Origin of the sequence: Advenella mimigardefordensis DPN7 (genome assembly GCF_000521505.1) — a bacterium.
Lineage (GTDB): Bacteria > Pseudomonadota > Gammaproteobacteria > Burkholderiales > Burkholderiaceae_B > Advenella > Advenella mimigardefordensis.
The window spans coordinates 1,247,012-1,266,447 of record NZ_CP003915.1; the positions used below are offsets into that span (position 1 = coordinate 1,247,012).

General features: G+C 53.0%; 14 protein-coding genes and 1 tRNA gene. 5 read left to right on the forward strand and 10 right to left on the reverse strand.

Translation table 11 applies throughout. The annotated features are described in order from the left end of the window. Positions 1-282 precede the first annotated feature (282 nt). From MIM_RS05860 to MIM_RS05895, 8 genes are all read right to left on the reverse strand, one after another. Positions 283-1,104, reverse strand: a complete 822-nt coding sequence (locus tag MIM_RS05860; protein ID WP_158318703.1) for an Abi family protein — start codon at positions 1,102-1,104, stop codon at positions 283-285. A 1,298-nt stretch (positions 1,105-2,402) separates the two neighbouring features. Then, positions 2,403-4,025, reverse strand: coding sequence for a Hint domain-containing protein (locus MIM_RS22045; protein ID WP_025371832.1), 1,623 nt, complete (start codon positions 4,023-4,025; stop codon positions 2,403-2,405). A 418-nt stretch (positions 4,026-4,443) separates the two neighbouring features. Further along, on the reverse strand, positions 4,444-4,779 hold the full coding sequence (locus MIM_RS05870) for a hypothetical protein (protein ID WP_025371833.1): 336 nt from the start codon (positions 4,777-4,779) through the stop codon (positions 4,444-4,446). Positions 4,780-4,924: 145 nt separating this feature from the next. Continuing rightward, positions 4,925-4,998 (reverse strand) — tRNA-Cys (locus tag MIM_RS05875). A 135-nt stretch (positions 4,999-5,133) separates the two neighbouring features. Beyond that, positions 5,134-5,850: a ribonuclease activity regulator RraA gene (locus MIM_RS05880; RefSeq protein WP_025371834.1), complete on the reverse strand. Its 717-nt coding sequence runs from the start codon at positions 5,848-5,850 to the stop codon at positions 5,134-5,136. Between the two features lie 13 nt (positions 5,851-5,863). Beyond that, the gene (gene araD / locus MIM_RS05885; RefSeq protein WP_025371835.1) at positions 5,864-7,597 is read right to left on the reverse strand and encodes an L-arabinonate dehydratase; all 1,734 of its coding nucleotides are present in this window, start codon (positions 7,595-7,597) and stop codon (positions 5,864-5,866) included. Between the two features lie 176 nt (positions 7,598-7,773). Beyond that, positions 7,774-9,003 (reverse strand): c-type cytochrome, encoded by a 1,230-nt coding sequence (locus MIM_RS05890; RefSeq protein ID WP_025371836.1) that lies wholly within the window; start codon positions 9,001-9,003, stop codon positions 7,774-7,776. A gap of 17 nt (positions 9,004-9,020) precedes the next feature. Next, a complete protein-coding gene (locus MIM_RS05895; protein ID WP_025371837.1) occupies positions 9,021-10,733 on the reverse strand; it encodes a methanol/ethanol family PQQ-dependent dehydrogenase in 1,713 nt (570 codons plus the stop codon). Between the two features lie 499 nt (positions 10,734-11,232). Between MIM_RS05895 and ada the strand changes: the two genes are divergently transcribed. Together ada and MIM_RS05910 are read left to right on the forward strand one after the other, a co-directional pair. Beyond that, positions 11,233-12,321: a bifunctional DNA-binding transcriptional regulator/O6-methylguanine-DNA methyltransferase Ada gene (ada, locus tag MIM_RS05905; protein ID WP_025371839.1), complete on the forward strand. Its 1,089-nt coding sequence runs from the start codon at positions 11,233-11,235 to the stop codon at positions 12,319-12,321. Between the two features lie 319 nt (positions 12,322-12,640). Beyond that, a complete protein-coding gene (locus MIM_RS05910; RefSeq protein ID WP_245592823.1) occupies positions 12,641-14,299 on the forward strand; it encodes a 3-(methylthio)propionyl-CoA ligase in 1,659 nt (552 codons plus the stop codon). 166 nt (positions 14,300-14,465) lie between these two features. On the opposite strand, the gene MIM_RS05915 is transcribed toward MIM_RS05910, so the two are convergent. Next, on the reverse strand, positions 14,466-15,431 hold the full coding sequence (locus MIM_RS05915; protein WP_144084597.1) for a LysR family transcriptional regulator: 966 nt from the start codon (positions 15,429-15,431) through the stop codon (positions 14,466-14,468). A 114-nt stretch (positions 15,432-15,545) separates the two neighbouring features. Here MIM_RS05915 and MIM_RS05920 point away from each other — a divergent pair, with 114 nt between their 5' ends. Continuing rightward, on the forward strand, positions 15,546-16,553 hold the full coding sequence (locus MIM_RS05920; RefSeq protein ID WP_025371842.1) for a Bug family tripartite tricarboxylate transporter substrate binding protein: 1,008 nt from the start codon (positions 15,546-15,548) through the stop codon (positions 16,551-16,553). Next, a complete protein-coding gene (locus MIM_RS05925; RefSeq protein ID WP_025371843.1) occupies positions 16,550-17,509 on the forward strand; it encodes a M14 family metallopeptidase in 960 nt (319 codons plus the stop codon). The genes MIM_RS05920 and MIM_RS05925 overlap by 4 nt, the downstream gene beginning before the upstream one ends. 118 nt (positions 17,510-17,627) lie before the next feature. Here MIM_RS05925 and MIM_RS05930 read toward each other — a convergent pair whose 3' ends face one another. After that, the gene (locus MIM_RS05930; RefSeq protein WP_025371844.1) at positions 17,628-18,470 is read right to left on the reverse strand and encodes an isocitrate lyase/PEP mutase family protein; all 843 of its coding nucleotides are present in this window, start codon (positions 18,468-18,470) and stop codon (positions 17,628-17,630) included. 210 nt (positions 18,471-18,680) lie between these two features. Between MIM_RS05930 and MIM_RS05935 the strand changes: the two genes are divergently transcribed. Beyond that, positions 18,681-19,379 carry a GntR family transcriptional regulator gene (locus MIM_RS05935; RefSeq protein WP_025371845.1) on the forward strand — a complete coding sequence of 233 codons (699 nt, stop codon included), beginning with the start codon at positions 18,681-18,683 and terminating at the stop codon, positions 19,377-19,379. Positions 19,380-19,436 lie beyond the last annotated feature (57 nt).

Sequence of the window (19,436 nt, forward strand, 5' to 3'; positions counted from 1 at the left end):
CGGCCTCTACGCTCAAATCTGAGCCGTACCTTACCCTAATATGATCGGCCTCGCTGGTTAGGACTGAGATACTTTTGGTGCCACTTATATTTGGCTGGTTGGGCGGTATGCAGATTGCGCTATGCGGCACGATGCGACTGTGGCGCTATGGTGAGTTTGCGAAATGTAGCGCCAGGGGTCAGGGCAGGAATTTCACCTGGCCTACATTAGCTTATTAGGCTAACGCCCCTTTGATTGCAGACCACTGGCCCCTGGCTGAATTATTGAAGCATTGACAATATTTTATTGCCAAATTTGTCTGTCTTGCCAATTCTCAGGGAATCCCATACTAGGAAGATATTTTTCGTTCTGGATGAAGAAATTCTTCACTTTGTAGCTCCAGGCTCTGCGCCCATCTAACGCCCTGTCAATGAACAGCAATACAACCAAAGTGTTATAAATTCTGCGCGAATTCTCAAATTGCCCAGCGAGTACACCATAGCTTTTTGAATATTGTTTTGTAGTCACAATGAACTCTCTGTTCCAGAGCCTATTGTGATGAGCACAAATATTTCGCACCACTGTCAAATGCTCCAACCACGACGAGAATTGCAAGTGATCGATTTTCCCAAAATGTTGAGCAATATATTTTTTTACTCTTAGTTCCCTGTGATTATTGTACATTTTGGATAGCAGGCCGAGCGACATGATTTCACACACAGCCCAAATTGGGATCGACGGATCGCTATATTTGCGCCGGAAATGCTCGATGAAGACCTCTTTCGATCTATCTATTTCCTCTTTGCATTTGGTGTAGTTCTTTTCAAAAAGATCAACACTGGAGGCAAATCTTCGGTCTGAATATGACATAGGCCCATGATGGAGAGCCATCATATACGCCCATCGCGTACGAAATGCTATTTCAAATTTTTCAATCCCCTCAAACACCAAAAAGCGTAGACAACGATCGAAATGATACAGATCGACTACGTCTTGCAGTTGAGTTCCTTGTTTGAAAATATGATCTTCGGAGCCATCTTCAAAAATTATCCAGTATCCGCGCAACCGATAGTAATTATGTTCGAGTAAAAAGGCCTTTGCAGACGCTGCATCTCCAATGTCCATGCCCCTCTGCTGGAGCAACTGAATTTGCACGTTCACATCTTGGGCTGGCTTATTGAAGCTGCATGTCATTTTTATTGTCGCAGAAATGAAGAAACCCGCACATTTTAGCATTGCTCCGACTGGCGGACGATCTTTCGATCAATTAAGCAAGAGGCTTGGCGGGTTTTGTGAATGAAAGTATACAACAGTTTGGTTGTACTAGCAAAATAATGCTAGTTATCAAATAGTTATCCACAGGACCTGAATTTAACATAGAGTGTGGATTCAGTTATCGCTCAAAAATTGACCCGTTGTTTGAAGCCAACTGTGGATAACTTTTAGACTGGCTCCGCCGAATCCTCGCCCTGATACCTGCTATTCCCCATCTTCGTCGTCACCTCAAACCACTCAAACGCCAATTCCGGTCGTGCCCGGGAGAATAATTCCTTCGCCTGGTCAACTGCCCAATATGGTTTCGTCTATCAATATCGGTATCTATTGCCCCCAAATCAATACACATCATCAGTTTGCACTATTCGCATAATATCGACAAAGTGATTTTTTCCACTGTATGACGCTAGGATCCCCGAATGCTACCAATCGAAATCGCTCCTGCTTATAGACATACCAAAGATAGCTATTTGTCTGCGGTTTGCTTTCCCATGCAAATATTTCGCCATTCTTGTTCATCGAAATGTATTTGGTCCACTGTGGGACCACTATAAAAACACCGTAATAGCTTACTACCTTTATAGACTGAATAACTGGCATTTCAAGACCCGACCTTCAGCTGTCTAATAACCACTACACTCGATAGAACGATTTTGTTTCCATTTGCGAGTATGTAGCTAAATACAGCTCGCGATACTTTTGATCTGTAATGTTCCGTTCTAACCATCTTAGAAGCTCGATATCGCGTTTATCTGGATGTGCACTATGACATCCTCCCGACTCATATACGTTCGCATACACATGTTGATCGGAAAACATTTCAACCTCCATTCAGAGATTTATTTTTAAAAAAATGGGTTAGTTAATTTCAAACAAAACTGATGAAATACAGAAATTATTTCATTTGACATAAAATTCTAAATAATTTAGTATCGCATCACGACTAATAGGCTAGTTATTTAGCCCATAGTCGGCAATTTGCGGGTTGATAGCCGCCAATTGTGATTTTTGCCTTAATAGCCTGGTGGCTTCGGTCGCCGGCTTTTTTTTACAAAATGCCCTCATTAGAGTACTAACGTTGGTCAGCAATAACCGGCGCTTTGTCTAAAGAGGGCATAAGCAAACTACACCTTCATTACCTGAAGTACTTATGCACTACGGCGAGCTTTGACCGTTTCGGCCTCGACCCAATACGTGTATGTGCGCAATACTGTCAGTTCAAGTGTTGACGCCTCAGTTGCATTGATCAACGCTGCTGGGATCATAGCTGCACCGGTAGTCCAACGCATAGTAATGCCGTGAGTCACTTGTGGAGCATTTAAACCAGTCAACGCATCATCTGTCAGGTTGATCTCATGACGGCCATTGGCTGTTGACACAGCAATCCCGGATAAACCCACACCAATCTGACGTACGTCACGACGCGCCAGAGGCGTAACGTCACGAACAACAGTAGAGCGAGACAGAATACGTACATCACCCGCATTGGCTGGCAGCGCAAAGTGATACACACCTTCTTTGCTGAAGTCTGGCGTTGAATGAACAATTTGGCCGTTCACTTCAATGCACAACGCAGCGTCTGTGGTACGAGCAGTGCCAGTCATCGCTTCTGCGCGGGCCAGCAACTTCTTGCGAATAGCTTCGACGACAGGACCTTGCTGAACGACTTTGATGCCTTCGACTTCAGGACGTCCTTCGGCAGGACCAAAGTCAGGATTCATGGCCACTTCTGCTGCGTTCTGGAACATGGAGCGATTGCCGGTATCGACATAAGACTCGGCAGGTACGCCTTCAGCCAACATGATGTCGAATTGCTCGAGCTCAACGTGGAAGTATTCGAATACTTTTGTATTGAACTGCTGAACAATAGTCTGACCGTTGACCAGCATCATGGCAGGCACCAGCGTGCCGTCGAATGACACATGGTGACCTGGAGACAATGTCAGGTCACGATGAGGCACGTTATTGGCGATGGAGTCTTTCTTGAACAGAATAGGGAAAGCACGAACCGCATCTTGGGCCGGAATACGGCTCTTGTGCAGAGTGCGATGACCCAGCCATTTAACTGTAGCAACACCACCGCTAGCGGTCAGTACTTTGTCGCCAGCTTTCAGTGTTTCAACTTGAACTTCGCCTTCTGGTGTGGCGATGTGTGTGCCTTTAAGGTAGCACGCGTACACCATGGTGCCATTCTCGAAGGTCACTTTAGACAGGTCTTCTCCTGACGCATCATACTTGATGATGGTATTGCCATTGCCGTCTTTGAACACGATTTCGTTGCCAACTACTTCGCCAGAAGTGGCGCCAATGACCTTGATCTGGTCTCCAGCGGACAAACCTGAGATTGACGGAGCAGAAGAAAGGTCAATCTGGAGTCCCTGCGGTTGGTAGACCAGTGTCGACGTACCAGTTTCCCCCATGTCAAAGTTTGTATTATTAAGAGCAACCCCTTGAATCAGAGGTGGGGAATAATACAGCGTAGAACCTTCACCGAGATTGTAGTTGTTGGTTTGTAGTGCGCTGAAGTTCTCCAATGGAGCAATCTTCACATTTGCATTTTCACCCAAATTCAATGTGAAAGTGGAGCCAATTGGAGATAGATTGTGTTGCGACAGGTCTAAAACATCATCTGAGCCAGTCGAGTTATTAACTGTCAGTGATGTATTGAACGAATTACTTTGTACTCGTAGCGCTTCGTCGCCAGGAAAGGAGCTTTGGTCGACAGTTTTATCTGCGGGTTGGAACAAACCGCCAAGTGTGATATTTGCCATTGTGTTACTCATCCATATAAGTAGACTGCATTAATTAATATTTATGCCGCTTTAACAATCGATTCCAATTGGCGCATGTTGATAAGGCACGCGTCATAATGTATTGAAATGTAATAATTCTTAAAGCTTCGCTAGTCTATTGATTTGGATTTTATAAAGCAATACGTAATCTATAAGAACTGCAAGGACTTGACAATAGTTAACCTATTCCCTATAGGTAGTGAGTTTCAAAAAGTCGAGAACCGATTTGAATTGCGAATTCAACACAAAATAGGTTACCTAGATGAAACAGTTACATGTAAATTTTTTTTGGCCAAATATTTATCATTAATTGTAATTTAATGAATTTCACAACCCCGGCCAACAGTCGAATATCTTATGCATATCCGTGAAAATCCGGGAAAAATATTCCTCCGGCTCACGACTTTGGCTTATTCTTCCGCACATCCAGGGCATTCTCCACGATTCGCATGTTGTTTTCGTCTTTGTGCTGCTGACGCGCTTTTTTCGGATCATACAGCCCTTCGCCGTATAACACCATCTCCGGCTCAAGCAATGCCTGTATGTGATCGAACTCCAACGTATCAAAATAACCGTTGGCAACGTCGAATTCTGCGCGCTGGGCCATCGTTTGCACGGTTCGGATGACTTTATGCAGCCGGCTAATTTCGCGCAGCAGCAGCCCGACCTGTTCATTTTTGGTAGTATCCCGGATTTTTATGAGGTGGATCCGGTGCAATGGTTGTTGGTTCATATCTGCTCCTGAGTTGGGGCAGATTAGGGGCCTAGGAGTTGGATTATAGCAGGGAGAATTGTACGTATTTAGGGGTTTTGCGGAACTATTCTGCTTTTGCGGAACTATTATGATTGTTGGATCGTCCCGTAAACCGCATAAATGTTGGAGGCGCAGAGCGGAGTCGAACCGCTCTGGACGGATTTGCAATCCGCTGCATAACCGCTTTGCTACTGCGCCGAAGAAATCAAACAAAGAGTCAAGCATTATGGTCGATTTTCCGTCGCTAGTCAAGGTAATGAGCGGATTCGGCAATCAAATGTGGTGCTGTGTGGCGTTGCGTACCCGGCAACGCTGCTTCGGGCTAGCAACAGGTTATCGGCCGTTACGCTGCCGCCAGACGGAAAAGTCGGTTTTTGCCTGCTCGTCCGTGGCGGGATACAGGCCAATAATAGATCGGCCATTAAGCACTTCTTCTGTGACAAAATCTTCGTACGCTGTCATTTCGACTGCCTCGGCGGCAATTTCCGCGGCCAGATGCGCGGGAATCACGACCACTCCCTCCGCATCGCCGACGATGACATCACCCGGAAAGACAGCGACATCGCCGCAGCCGATGGGTACATTGATGTCCAGCGCCTGGTGCAGGGTAAGATTAGTGGGTGCAGAAGGGCGCTGGTGATAGGCGGGGATAGCCAATCTGGCAATGTCCGGCGAATCACGAAAGCCGCCATCGGTCACCACACCGGCAGCACCACGCTTCATCAACCGGGATACTAGAATTGAACCGGCCGAGGCGGCCCGCGCATCCTTGCGACTATCTATCATCAGCACCACACCGGGCGGGCACTGATCAACCGCAACCCGCTGCGGATGGTTTCGGTCCTGAAAGACGGTAATGGGGTTGAGGTCTTCACGTGCCGGAATGTAGCGCAGCGTGTACGCTTCTCCAACCATGGTCGGCAAGTCCGGGTTAAGCGGACGCACGTCCTGAATGAACTGATTGCGCAGGCCGCGCTTATACAGAGCGGTGCACAGGGTTGCCGTGCTGACGGTTGTCAGTTGTTTGCGAACGTGTGAGTCTAGGGCCATGATAAATTCCTGATTAGTAAATACTGGGTTCTTTGTTGGGGGCGCCAAAGCTGGTTTCCAGAAAGTCGAAATCACAACCGGCATCGGCTTGCAGGATATGCTGCGAGAACATCCAGCCGTAGCCACGTTCGAAGCGGCTCTCGGGTGGGGTCCAGTTCGCTTTTCTTGCGGCAAGTTCGTCGTCGCTGATTTCCAGATGGATGCGGCGCGCGGGCACATCCACGGTAATCATGTCGCCGGTGCGCACCAGCGCCAGGTTGCCGCCGACATAAGACTCGGGTGCGACATGCAAAATGCAGGCGCCATAGCTGGTGCCGCTCATGCGCGCATCGGACAGGCGCAGCATATCGCGCACCCCCTGTTTGATCAGCTTGACCGGTATCGGCAGCATGCCCCATTCGGGCATGCCCGGGCCACCCAGTGGACCGGCATTGCGCAATATCATAATGTGCCCGGGGGTGACGTCCAGGTTTTCGTCGTCTACCGCCGCTTTCATGCTTGGATAGTCGTCAAAGACCAGTGCGGGTCCGGTGTGTTGCAGGAACTGCGGCGCACATGCGCTGGGCTTGATGACACAGCCGGCCGGCGCCAGATTGCCGCGCAGCACCGCCAGGGCGCCCTCAGGGTATAAGGGGTTATCCATGGGGCGAATCACGTCGTCGTTATACACCTGGGCGTCTTTGATGTTTTCTGCCAGGCTGTGACCGGTTACGGTCATGGTATTACCCTGTAAATGCTCGCCCAGGCGGCTCATGAGGCCAGGCAGGCCGCCAGCGTAGTAAAAGTCTTCCATCAGATAGGTGTCGCCGCTGGGACGCACATTGGCAATCACCGGTACCTTGCGGCTGGCTGCATCAAAGTCATCCAGCGTGACCTCACAGCCGGCACGGCGTGACATGGCAATCAGATGGATAACGGCATTGGTAGAACAGCCCATGGCCATGGCCACGGCAATGGCATTCAGAAAGCTGTCCCGGGACAGGATGCGCGCCGGGGTAAGGTCTTCCCATACCATGTCCACAATACGGCGGCCGCATTCAGCCGCCATGCGGATGTGATTAGCGTCTACTGCAGGAATGGATGAGGCGCCAGGCAGGGCCATGCCGATGGATTCGGCGATCGCGGTCATGGTGCTGGCCGTACCCATGGTCATGCAGGTGCCGGCGCTGCGGGCGATACCGCCTTCAACACCGATCCATTCGGTTTTGCTGATTTTCCCGGCGCGCCGCTCGTCCCAGTATTTCCATGCGTCCGAACCCGAGCCCAGGATTTTTCCCTGCCAGTTACCCCGCAGCATGGGGCCGGCCGGCAGATAAATACACGGCAGCCCCGCACTGATGGCGCCCATGAGCAGCCCTGGCGTGGTTTTGTCGCAGCCGCCCATCAGTACCGCGCCGTCTACCGGATGACTGCGTAGCAGTTCTTCCGCCTCCATCGCCAGCATATTGCGATACAGCATGGTGGTGGGTTTGACGAAGTTTTCGGACAGGGAGATGGCCGGCAATTCTATGGGAAAGCCACCAGCCTGAAAAATACCACGTTTGACATCTTCCACCCGTTGCTTGAAATGCGAATGGCAGGGATTGATATCCGACCAGGTGTTCAGGATGGCGATGATCGGGCGGCCTTCCCAGTCTTGCGGCGCGTAGCCCATTTGCATAATGCGGGAGCGGTGGCCGAAAGAGCGTAAATCGTCCGGAGCGAACCAGCGGGCGCTACGCAGCGAATCATAGGTACGTTTTGACATGGTGAATAACCTGTAGGTAAAAATGCATTCTACCCTAATTGAAACATTAATATATTAGTTAGGCTATTCGGGATATCGCTGACAGATATCACCACCATGGAGGGACAGGCGTAGTGCGTAAATACGGCCTTGCAGATATCGCAATCCGCAAGGCCGTACTGTGCTGTATTATTTTATTACTTACTGGCGCCGTGATAGATCAGCGGCTCTTTCGAGGCCTTGGCGTCATCGAATGTCAGTTCCTTATCGCCTGCCGGATAGCCATTCTCCTGCAGCAGGAATGCCATGATATCGGCATACACTTTCGGTTCCAGGCTCGCCGGCTGGGTGGCCGGCATGTTCTGCGAAACGATGGTGAAAATATCGCCAACATGGAAGTTCGCTGCCGGATTGGCAAAGTGCTTGCCCTTAAGCGCAGGCCCCGAGCGTCCGCTTAGCGTATCGCCATGGCATAGGGCACAGTTTTCAGCATAGTCGGCTTTGCCGCGTTCAGCCTGGGCGCTGGTGTAGAGCTTGGCCGCTTCGCCACTGCCCGTTACTACCTTTTTGGCTCCGCCTGCTGCTTCGCCATTGCCGCCTGCCGCCTTGTTGTCTGCGCCTGTCGCTGCCGCTTTGGGCGCGGCGGCAACGCTTTTGGCCTGATCATCGACCGCTACTGCATAGGGGTCCAGCAATTTGCCCAGCGTGCCATTGGCCTGCAATGCTTTGATGCTGGTCTCGAATGCCTGCGCCGCAGCCGCGTTGGCGGGGTCATAGAGCGCTACCAGATTCCAGCGGGCATGCGGCTCATTCAGTTCAGCATAGTCGAACTGCTTCGCTTCCTTGTGTTTGGCCAGGTAGCCAACCACTGAGGGGCGCCACAGCATCGCCGCGCCGACTTTTTTCTGCTCCAGCGCCGAAATGGCTGCATCGTTGGTTGGATGCACGCTGGCTTGCAGCTTTGGATGGTCGGCGAAGTACAGGTTGGGCGTGGTCTGATAAGCCACCGCGACCTCACTGCCTTCAGGTAGTGTGGACAGCGAATGCGCAGCCGCGGCGACGGGTGTAACCAGCACAAAGCCGGTGCGACCATAGGCGGAGGTCGCCTTCATTCCTTCGGGTAAGCCACTGGATGAAGCATCGACCGGGAAGCCCATTACCAGTTGGCAGTCTTTGGCCGCCATGGCGTTGAACTCCTTCAGATCGAAGCCTTCTTCGTCATCGCCGGTACCGTCAAAGTCATGTACGGTCAGGGTAGTGTTCTGCTGTTTGGCCACCGCCGCCGCGATGGCCTTGTCCATCTCGACGGTGGGGCTGGAGGTATCCACGCAGACCGACACGGCAGCCTGAGCCGTGCCAATACCGCTGGCGACAAGCGCCAGCGACAACACCGGGCGAAGGAAAGTGGATAGTGAAGAGTGATTCATTTCCTTAACTCCATGGCTTACAGCGAGAATACGTACAGGTGGCCGCCCAGCGGGATGTTCCGTACTTTGGGGTCCTTGGCCATTTCGCCGCCCCAGATCGGTACGCCACCGCCCCAGCCGGCGAACACACCGACGTATTGCTTACCGTTGACCGTCCAGGTTGAAGGCACGCCCAGCACGCCGGACGCCATCTTCGGACTTTGCCACAGGACTTTGCCGGTCTTGGCGTCGAAGGCATACAGGTAGCCATCTGCGCTACCGGAGAACAGCAGGCCGCCGGCTGTGGTCAGCATGCCGCCGTTCCATGGCAGTTCTGACGGGAATTCCCAGGCCTGCTTGCCGGTATTCAGATCGATCGCCTGTACTGAACCCCAATGATTAGGGAAGGCCGGATCGCGCTTAACCAGGAAGGTTTCGCCAAGGAATGGCAGACCGGCCTTGTAGCTGACCGCTGCGCCCTTCATGGTCATACATGTATGCAGAGTGGGTACATAGGCCATGTGGGTGTCCGGGCTGACCGAGATTGGCCACCAGTTCTTGCCGCCCAGAAAGCTTGGACAAGTGAACACCTCTTTGTCCACGGTTGGACGTTTTTCGGGATCGGTGATGGCCTTGCCATTGGCGTCAAAGCCGGTAATCGACGTGGCAGTGGCGAACTTCTCTGCGTAGATCAGCTTGCCGTCATTGCGGTCGATGGCATAGAACCAGCCATTGCGACTTGCGCTAACCAGCGCTTTATGCTCTTTGCCCTTGTAGGTAATATCGGTCAGGACGGTCTCATTGGTGCCGTCATAGTCCCAGGTATCGTTGGGTGTGTACTGGTAGTGCCACTTGATCTTGCCGGAGTCGGGATTCATCGCGATCACCGAATCGGTATACAGGTTATCGCCAGGACGCAGTGTGGCCAGCCATGGTCCGGGATTGCCTACACCCCAGAACAGGGTGTCGGTTTCGGCATCGTAAGAGCCGGTCAGCCAGGCTGCACCACCACCCGTTTCAGCCGCGCCCTTGGGCCAGGTGTCGCCGCCAGGTTCGCCGGGTAGCGGCACAGTGTGCTGTTTCCAAACCTGCTTGCCGGTCTCGGCATCCAGCGCCTCCACAAAGCCGCGCGCGCCGTATTCGCCACCAGACACACCAACGATTACCTTGCCTTTAACGACCAGCGGCGCCAGGGTCATGGCATAGCCAACGTCAGCTGCGTTGAGTGATTCATTCCAGATGACCTTACCGGTCTTGGCGTCCAGCGCAACCACGTGGTTATCCAGCGTGGCCATATAGACTTTATCACCATACAGGGCGACGCCACGGTTGACGACGTCGCAGCAGATGGTTTTCAGGCCGACCTCGGACAGATCGTGCTCGTATTTCCACAGTTGCTTGCCGGTGCTGGCCTGGAAGGCGATCAGATTATTCTTCGGTGTGGTCACGAACATATAGTCGCCGTTAACGATCGGCGGGGCTTCGTGGCCCATGTCGAAATCACTTTTCCAGTCCCAGGCCGGTTTGAGGTTGGCGACGTTTGAGGTATCGATGGTCTTGAACGGCGCATAGCCACGGCTGGTGTAGTCACGGCGGTACATCAGCCAGCCGTCGTCAGTAGCCGCGTTCTTCAGACGGGCATCTGTGACCGGCGCATAGTCAGCTTCGGCAGCGGCTGCCATGCCGGCGCAATTCAGCAGCGTAGCCGCAGCCAGTGCTTTCAGTATGAAGCGGGAAAAGTGTTTGTCCATGTATGTCTCCGTAAATTTAGTGTTGCCAGCCAGCCGCACCTGCGTCGGCTCGTATTGGCCGGTACTAGCCCCTGTTAAGCAATCTCCGTGCCAACACGAATGGTGGCAGCATCAAGACAACGATCAGACATGGTGCTGTCAGGGGACTTCTCTCAAAGAAAAACCTGTGTGTTTGCTGTTGATGGAAACAGCCGTACATCCGGGTTCGGTGGCTGCAAAACGGCACCTGAATACTGGCTGAATTTAAGCAAAATGCGACAAATGAAGGCTGGCGCCGATGGGTTGCGCGACATGCATGACGTAACCTGCGACAGAAGCAGAGAAACGCAATTGCAAAAGCAATAATGAAGAGACGTGCACGGCGACAGACGATTATCGCCACGCGTGATTGCTGTCTGCTCAATGCGTTATGTGATAATTCAATCGCAAGAAAAAGATTGCTTGCGATTGAATTGGGCTTTATTCTGACCGCGACAGTCCGGGTTCCAGGAGATCAATCATGTCATCAACGCAAGCACCTGTTCAGTTTTCTTCCAATGAGGCGCGCTGGCAGGCTGTACAAAGTCGCAATCGACTGGCGGATGGGCATTTTGTCTATGCGGTAAAAACCACGGGGGTGTACTGTCGGCCCAGTTCCTCGGCTCGCCTGCCCAACAGAAAAAATGTGGTGTTTTTTGATACGGCGCAAGATGCAGAAGCGGCCGGCTATCGTGCCAGCCGCCGCGCGCACGCGGATCGAACCCTGGCAGCAGATGAACGTGCAGAGCTGGTGGCGCGGGCCTGTCGCCAGATAGAAGCGGCGCCAACGCCGCCCAGCCTGGATGAGCTGGCAGCCCAGGCCAATATGAGCCCGTTTCATTTTCATCGCGTCTTCAAGGCTGAAACGGGTGTTACACCGAAAGCCTACGCGTCTGCCTGGCGCGCCAGAAAATTACGCGATGAACTGGGTGGGTCCGCCACTTCAATCACAGATGCCATCTATACCGCAGGCTTCAACTCCAACAGCCGCTTTTACGAAGCCTCGGAGCAGTTGCTGGGTATGAGCGCCCGGGACTATCGGGCTGGCGGGCAGGGTGCAGTTATCCGGTTTGCTATCGCCCAATGTTCGCTGGGGGCAATTCTGGTGGCGCAAAGCCAGCGTGGTATCTGCTCCATCATGCTGGGCGACGATCCCGATACGCTATTGCGCAACCTGCAGGATCAGTTTGCCAGGGCCCGATTCGTTGGCGGTGATGCTGCATTTGAACGTGTGGTTGCGCAAGTGATCGGCTTTGTCGAGGCGCCATCGATAGGCCTGAACCTGCCGCTGGATGTTCGCGGTACGGCATTCCAGGAGCGAGTGTGGCAGGCATTGCGTGACATTCCACCCGGCACGACAGTCAGTTACGGTGAGATTGCCGAGCGGATCGGGGCGCCTACTGCCGTGCGTGCTGTGGCGCAGGCTTGTGGCGCCAACCGCATTGCCGTTGCCATCCCCTGTCATCGCGTAGTCAGGCGCGATGGCGATTTATCGGGCTATCGCTGGGGTGTGGCGCGCAAGCGCCAGTTGCTGGAAAAGGAAGCAGGCACGCCGCAGCATGATCGTTAGTCTGAAACGCACGGTAACCCTGGTCGCAGCCGGATTGGTTGACCTCACAGGAAGGTGGCTGCCATCGTTCGCTACCCAAGTCTGTTGCTGTGGTTTTGTTGCGGCGCAAGCACATTCATCCGGGTCTGCTATCCGTTGAATCAGCAATTGAATAATTGAATAATTGTGGGACAATGATCGCGTAAGAAAGACACACTTGCAGTGCAGAAGGCGTACCTGTTAAACCTGCTCAGCTCGTTGCATAAGTACTTTCTTACCCGGGGTGGACAGAATCAATCCGAAAGAGAAACAACAAGAGAAACAACAAGAGAGACAGCTTATGACAAATGAAATACAGATGGGCCTGATGCAGCCGCATTCACTGCTGATATCGTCGCTGATTGTGCATGCCGAACGCCATCATGGCGATGCCCAAATCGTTTCGCGACGCGTTGAGGGTGATGTACATCGCTATCAATGGCATGATGTTGCACGTCGTTCACGGCAGGTGGCCCGTACACTGGATGGCATGACGCTGCCTCTTTCCTCGCGCGTGGCCACGCTGGCATGGAATGGCTATCGGCATCTGGAATTGTATTTTGGCGTAAGCGGCTCGGGCAGGGTTCTGCACACCATCAACCCCCGGTTACACCCCGATCAGATCGTATGGATTGCCAATCATGCCGATGATCAAGTGCTGTGCTTCGATATCAGTTTTCTGCCTTTGGTACAGGCGGTGCACAGCAAATGTCCAACGATCAGGCAATATGTCGCACTATGCGACCGTGACGCGTTGCCTGTTGATAATGGCATTCCGGGGCTGATCAGTTATGAGCAGTGGATAGAACCGCAATCGGATGATTATGACTGGCCGCAGTTTGATGAGAATGCCGCTTCCAGCATGTGCTACACCAGCGGCACCACAGGTAACCCTAAAGCAGTCATGTACAGCCATCGTTCCACGCTGCTGCATGCCTACGGAGCAGCGCTGCCCGATTCCATGAGCATATCGGCACGTGATGTGATTCTGCCTGTGGTACCCATGTTTCACGTTAATGCCTGGGGAATACCATATGCCGCCGCGCTCACTGGCGCATCGCTGGTTTTTCCCGGCCCTCAGCTGGATGGAAAATCGGTTTATGAGTTAATAGAGCAGGAGGGAGTGACGTTTGCTGCCGGTGTGCCCACTGTATGGCAGATGCTGCTTGATCATGTCAAAAGTGAAGGCCAATCATTTTCCACTCTGAAACGCACTGTGATTGGCGGTTCGGCCTGCCCTCCGTCCATGATCCAGGCGTTTCGCGAGCAATACAATGTTGAGGTAATCCATGCCTGGGGAATGACAGAGACCAGTCCTTTGGGGACGCTCTGCACGCTGAAAAACAAATCGCTCATGCTGCCGGCAGAAGAACAAACGCAACTGCGTCGCAAGCAGGGGCGGGCGCTGTATGGAATTGATTTCAAAATTGTTGGCGACGCTGGAAACGAATTGCCCTGGGACGGAAAAACATTCGGTGATTTGTATGTAAAGGGACCGTGGGTCGTGCGCGACTATTTTCCCGGTCAGGGAAATGCCGCGCTGGTAGATGGCTGGTTTCCCACCGGAGATGTCGCAACGATTGACGCCGATGGCTATTTGCAGATCACAGATCGCAGCAAGGATGTGATTAAATCCGGTGGCGAATGGATCAGCTCGATCGACATCGAAAACATCGCCATGGCTCATCCGGCGGTACAACTGGCTGCCTGCATCGGTGTGAGTCATCCAAAGTGGGAAGAACGTCCGGTTGTGGTGGTTGTTAAGCGCGAGAATATGACGCTGGATAAAGAGGAGCTACTGCAGTTTTATGAAGGCAAAATGGCCAAATGGCAGATACCGGATGACGTGATTTTCGTGGACGCTATTCCGCTGGGCGCGACAGGAAAAATGCTCAAATCCAGAATTCGGCAGATGCCCGAAATCACTGCGTATGGTGCGACAGAGGGGAGCAGGCAGTAACGGTAGCGATGCGTGTGTTGCTTTCGGGGAAGGCGGGTTCGGGTCAGTGCCGACTGTTGCTTTGCGGAACACATGCTGCCTGCATGTGCAACGGAACACTGGCTGCCAGTTGCTCGCCTTTGATGAAGCAAAATGCAGCGTCAGTACCCAGGCATATTCTCCTGTATCAGCGCGTGGTGCGTTCCCAAATCATCTCCGCAGCAACCGACAGGGGCTCCTTGGAGCGATACAGTCTTACTTCGAACGGTACTTCGTTTTGCCTGCCGCCCAGAACGCGTAATGTGCCTGCCTTGCAATCCTGTGCAACTACGGACCAGGGTAGCCAGCCGATGCCACGACCCTTTTTGATCAGCGCCCAGGCCACTTCCACTGAATCACAATAGGCGACCGGTGACAGCGCATAACTGCTTGCCCGCAGATGGTCGCTCAGAATATGGTGTAGTGACAGGGTATTCAGATAGGTTACATGCGGAATAGGCGTAAATTCATCAAGCAGATCATAGGCCGCTAAACTGTATTCGGCGGCACTGCACACCGGCACAAATCGGTCTGCGCCCAATTGCAGGTACTGGAAACCGGCCGTCGCAACCGGAACCGATAAATTGGGATGCTCGTAGCAGCATAGAAAATCAACTTCTTCGCGTTGCAGCAGGGCGACCATGTCCGGTGTTGAGCCGGTTCTGATTTGCACCGACACCGGCGCAGACAGCTCCCGGCCAATTGCATCTGTCATTTTGCATGCCCAGTCTGCTACCAGCGTGCTAGCCAGATAGCGCCCGGTCGCAACACGTAATATGTGGTTCGTATCGTGTCCGGGCGATTTTATTTTCTTGCTGACCGTATTCAGCCTGGCAACAATATATTCGGCGGTCACCAGCAGTTCGCGTCCTTCCTGAGTGAGCCTCACGGGGATCTTGCTGCGGTCGACCAGCGTTGCGCCGGCCCAGTGTTCCAGATCCCGGATGCGCCGGCTGAAAGCAGGGTGAGTCACATTGCGAAGCTCTGCAGCCTTAGTAAAACTGCATGTTCTGGATAAGGCGATCAGATCTTTCAGAAGCTTGGTTTCTGCCATGTGATAGCTACCGTCAAAATAGGGAGCGAAGCGCGCCTGACCGCCAGAATGGTGTGTCACGGACAAGCTGCCTTGTCGGTTTTATTTTGCACGACGTTGTGCAATAAAAGCACAATTATGTGGATTTTCACCATTTAGTATAGACGCAATACCTGTTCCAACGGAGACATTGTCATGAAAAAGTTAAGTAACAAAGTGACGCGAACAACTTTCTGTGCCCTGTGTGCTGTTGCTGTGTTGGTGGTCAGTGGTGGGACGGCGCTCGCCGCCTCGACATATCCTGATCGCCCCATCACGATTGTGGTGGGATATCCTGCGGGCGGCAGCGTTGATCTTAATGGCAGGATAGTGGCTGAAAGCCTGGCAAAGAAAATAGGCGCCAATGTGGTAGTTGAAAATCTGGGAGGCGCCGGCGGCACCATCGGCGCACAGAAAGTAATTCGCGCCCGGCCGGATGGCTATACGCTGCTAGTGGGTTCACTTAACGAAGTGGTCATTGCCAGTCTGGTAAATCCGGCGGTTAAATATAACGGCATTACCGATTTGCAGGCTATCGGCCTGATTGGTGATCAGCCATTGGTATTGGCTGCTTCCAAAGCGGGTAATATAAAAAATACTGATGATCTGGTAAAAGTGGCAACCTCAGGAAAATCGGACAGCTACAGCTATGGTTCATCCGGGGTGGGTACCTCCTTGCATATGGCGGGTGAAATGGTTAATGCTGAAACCGGGGCCAGATTTTTGCATGTGCCGTATCGTGGCGTTGCGCCGCTGGTAACCGATCTGACCAGCGGGCGTCTTCCTCTGGGTGTATTTGCTCTGTCTTCGGCGTTACCGCAGATACAATCAGGGCAGATTACTGCTATTGGTGTGACCAGTGCAAAACGTTCTTCATTTGCCGCGGATATTCCGGCGCTGGCTGAAAACCCGGCACTCAAGGCTATGGATATCAGCGTCTGGTTTGGCCTGTTCGGCCCCAAAGGCATGCCCGAAGATGTGACCAAAAAATTACAAGCCGGCCTGCAGCAAGTGTTGGCGGATCCGGAATTTCAGGCGCAATACCAGAAGACCGGCAGTAATATCATGCGCACGCAACCTGATCTGGCTGCGTTCTTCCAGGCGGAGCATAATAAATTCAAAAAACTCGCTGAAACGGCCCACATCGCAACGGAGCGACCATGAGTACACGGTTCGAAATAACAGTACCCGATTTGTCTGCGGAGCGACTGGGCAACACCGATACGCCGGGCGTATGGATGTTTGATTCGGGTAACGCGGGTCCGACATTACTGATCACCGCATTGATTCATGGTAATGAAATTTGTGGCGCCTGGGCGTTGAAAGAATTGCTGGCCGCTGACGTCAAACCCAGGCAAGGCAGACTGGTGCTGGCGTTTTGTAATCTGGCTGCGTTTGATACGCTGGACATAACTGCGCACGACGCTGCACGTTTTGTTGATGAAGACATGAACCGTGTCTGGAGTAGCGACAAACTGGATCAGCCAGTGACGCAGGAACGTCGGCGGGCACTTGAACTGAGAAAATGGGTTGAGGCTGCAGACTGGCTGCTTGATCTTCATTCCATGCATGAGCCCAGCCCACCGCTGATGATGACTGGCATGTTGAAACGCAACGTGGATTTCGCGCAGCGACTGGGCGTGCCGCAACACGTGATCATGGACGCCGGGCACAAGGATGGCACACGCATGCGTGACTTTGCTCAATTTGGCGATCTCCAGTCGCCCGCGCTGGCGTTGTTGATTGAATGCGGATATCACGGCGACCCCTCTTCTATTGATACGGCGCGAAACGTGATCGCGCATTTTCTGCTTGAGTCGCAGATCGTGGTTGCTGCCGACCTGCCGGCGCATTGGGCGCTTACGGCTAAAGGACCGCAAACGGTGCTGCGCGTAACTGCACCGGTTGTCGCAACGTCGCTTTCTCTGACTTTTTCAGAACCCTACCAGGGGATGGAATGTATCGCACGTGCCGGGACACAAATCGGGCAGGATAACAACCAGCCAATCGTGACGCCTTATGACAATTGTGTTCTGGTCATGCCGTCCCTGCGTCAGTTGAAGGTGGGCGTAACCGTGGTGCGATTTGCACAGGAACAGCGGCCAACTGCGCGCGAATAGTCGTTGTGTGCCTGGACTGAAAGGTGGCGTACTAATGCCGCGGGCAGAGGTGTGCCAGCCGATATCGTTCTTGGCCGGCGCAACTGAAATACCGACGAGCTCTATGTGTCGTGTGTAGCTAGTGCGAATCGGGCTGGACGGCAAATCGTCGATCCAGCTCCTCGCCGCTAACGATGCCGCCAAATCCATCGAATTTGCCTTCCAGGGCTATTTGTTGTGCAACCCTTAGAAAACTGTCCATGGCAACCCGCGCCAGTGCGCCACCTACGCTGATCCTGCGCACGCCGAGTTGTTCCAGCTCAGCGACCGTCATACCGATCGCACTGCCGCACAAAACATTGACGGGGCATCCGCCGGCGGCCTTCACCACGGCACTAATCTGTTCTGCCGTTTTGATGCCGGGGGCATAGACGCAGTCTGCTCCCGCCTCTACGAAGGCGGCAATGCGCTGAGTAGTTTGTTTAAGATTGGGCGCACCGCGTATAAATCCCTCGGTTCTGGCCGTGAGCAACACGCGCTCGCCTGTCTGATCAATTGCGGCACGCGCGGCACGGATGCGCGAGACCGCCACTGTGAATTCATACAAGCCATCTGCGCCACCCTGCGGTGCATCTTCGATGGACAGCCCCGCCACACCTGTCGCAACGCATTTGATGATGTTTTGCTGCATCTGTTCTACATCGTCGGCATAGCCGTTCTCGAAATCGGCATTGAGCGGGATGGTGACTGCCGCAGCCAGTTCACTCAGATGTGCCAGCACCATATCCAGCGACTGGGAGCCGTCTGGCATGCCATTGGCGTAGGCATGCCCGGAGCTGGTTGAGGCCAGTGCGGCAAAACCCATTTGTTCCAGGCACCTCGCGGTGCCGATATTCCACGGATTCGGGATAGTGAAGCAGCCGGACTGGTGCAATTGAAAAAAAGCGTCACGTTTCTGGCTGGTTGTGCGGACTGTATTCATTGAGCACCTGTTTAGCTGTTGTATTAAGGGCAAATGCGGGTTTTCGTCAGATATTAGCACGCAGCAACGGTACAGAAGACGGCTATTGGCGGGTTGTCATGGAGGCTCGTAATATTTTGATTGTGATGCCGTCACTAATCTGATTAGGGAAATCCCGTAATTTAATTTTCGTATAATCGTATACAATTATACGAAATTAAGGAAATGCATATGGATTGGCTAAATGCGCAGGTCGGACAGGATACGTTCGAAGGCATCAAGAACACGTCACTGGGTAAGCTGGTACGCGACTATCTGTTGAATCAGATCATGTCGGGCACGTTAACGCCGGGGCAAGCCTTGCGCGAGCCGGAACTGGTAGAGCAAATGAAGGTGTCCCGTGTGCCGGTGCGCGAAGCGCTGCGTGAGCTGGAAAGCATGGGCTTGGTGGTGTCGCGCAAGCACTCGGGCGTTTACATCCGGGAGTTGTCCGAAGAAGAGGTACACGATCTGTATCAGTTCCGTGCGCTGATGGACAATCATGCAGGCCAGATGGTGGCGCAGTTGTCGCCAGAGCGGCGCATGGAGCTGGTGGCGTTGCTGGATATATGTGTGGCGCAAATGGATCAGGCCAATCAGGATAGTAATGTGCAAGCGTACTACAACGCCAACCTGCATTTTCACTGGCATTTCATTGAATTTGCCGGTAATCGTGAAATTGCCAAAAGCTATCGCGAGGTGATTCAGAAACTGCATCTTGCCCGGGTCAAGAATCTGTCTACGCCGGATCACCGCCGCAAATCCAATGCCGAGCACAAGGACATTGTGCAGGCGCTGCGTGATGCAGACAATATCGGCGGCGCGCTGCATTGCGCCGAACTGCTGTCACATCATGTGGTCAAGGCACACAAACGTCTTGCCGACATGTAAGAGCTTGCAGCAACCGCTACTGTCGTTCAATCGTTTTAATCAGATATTGACCATGCC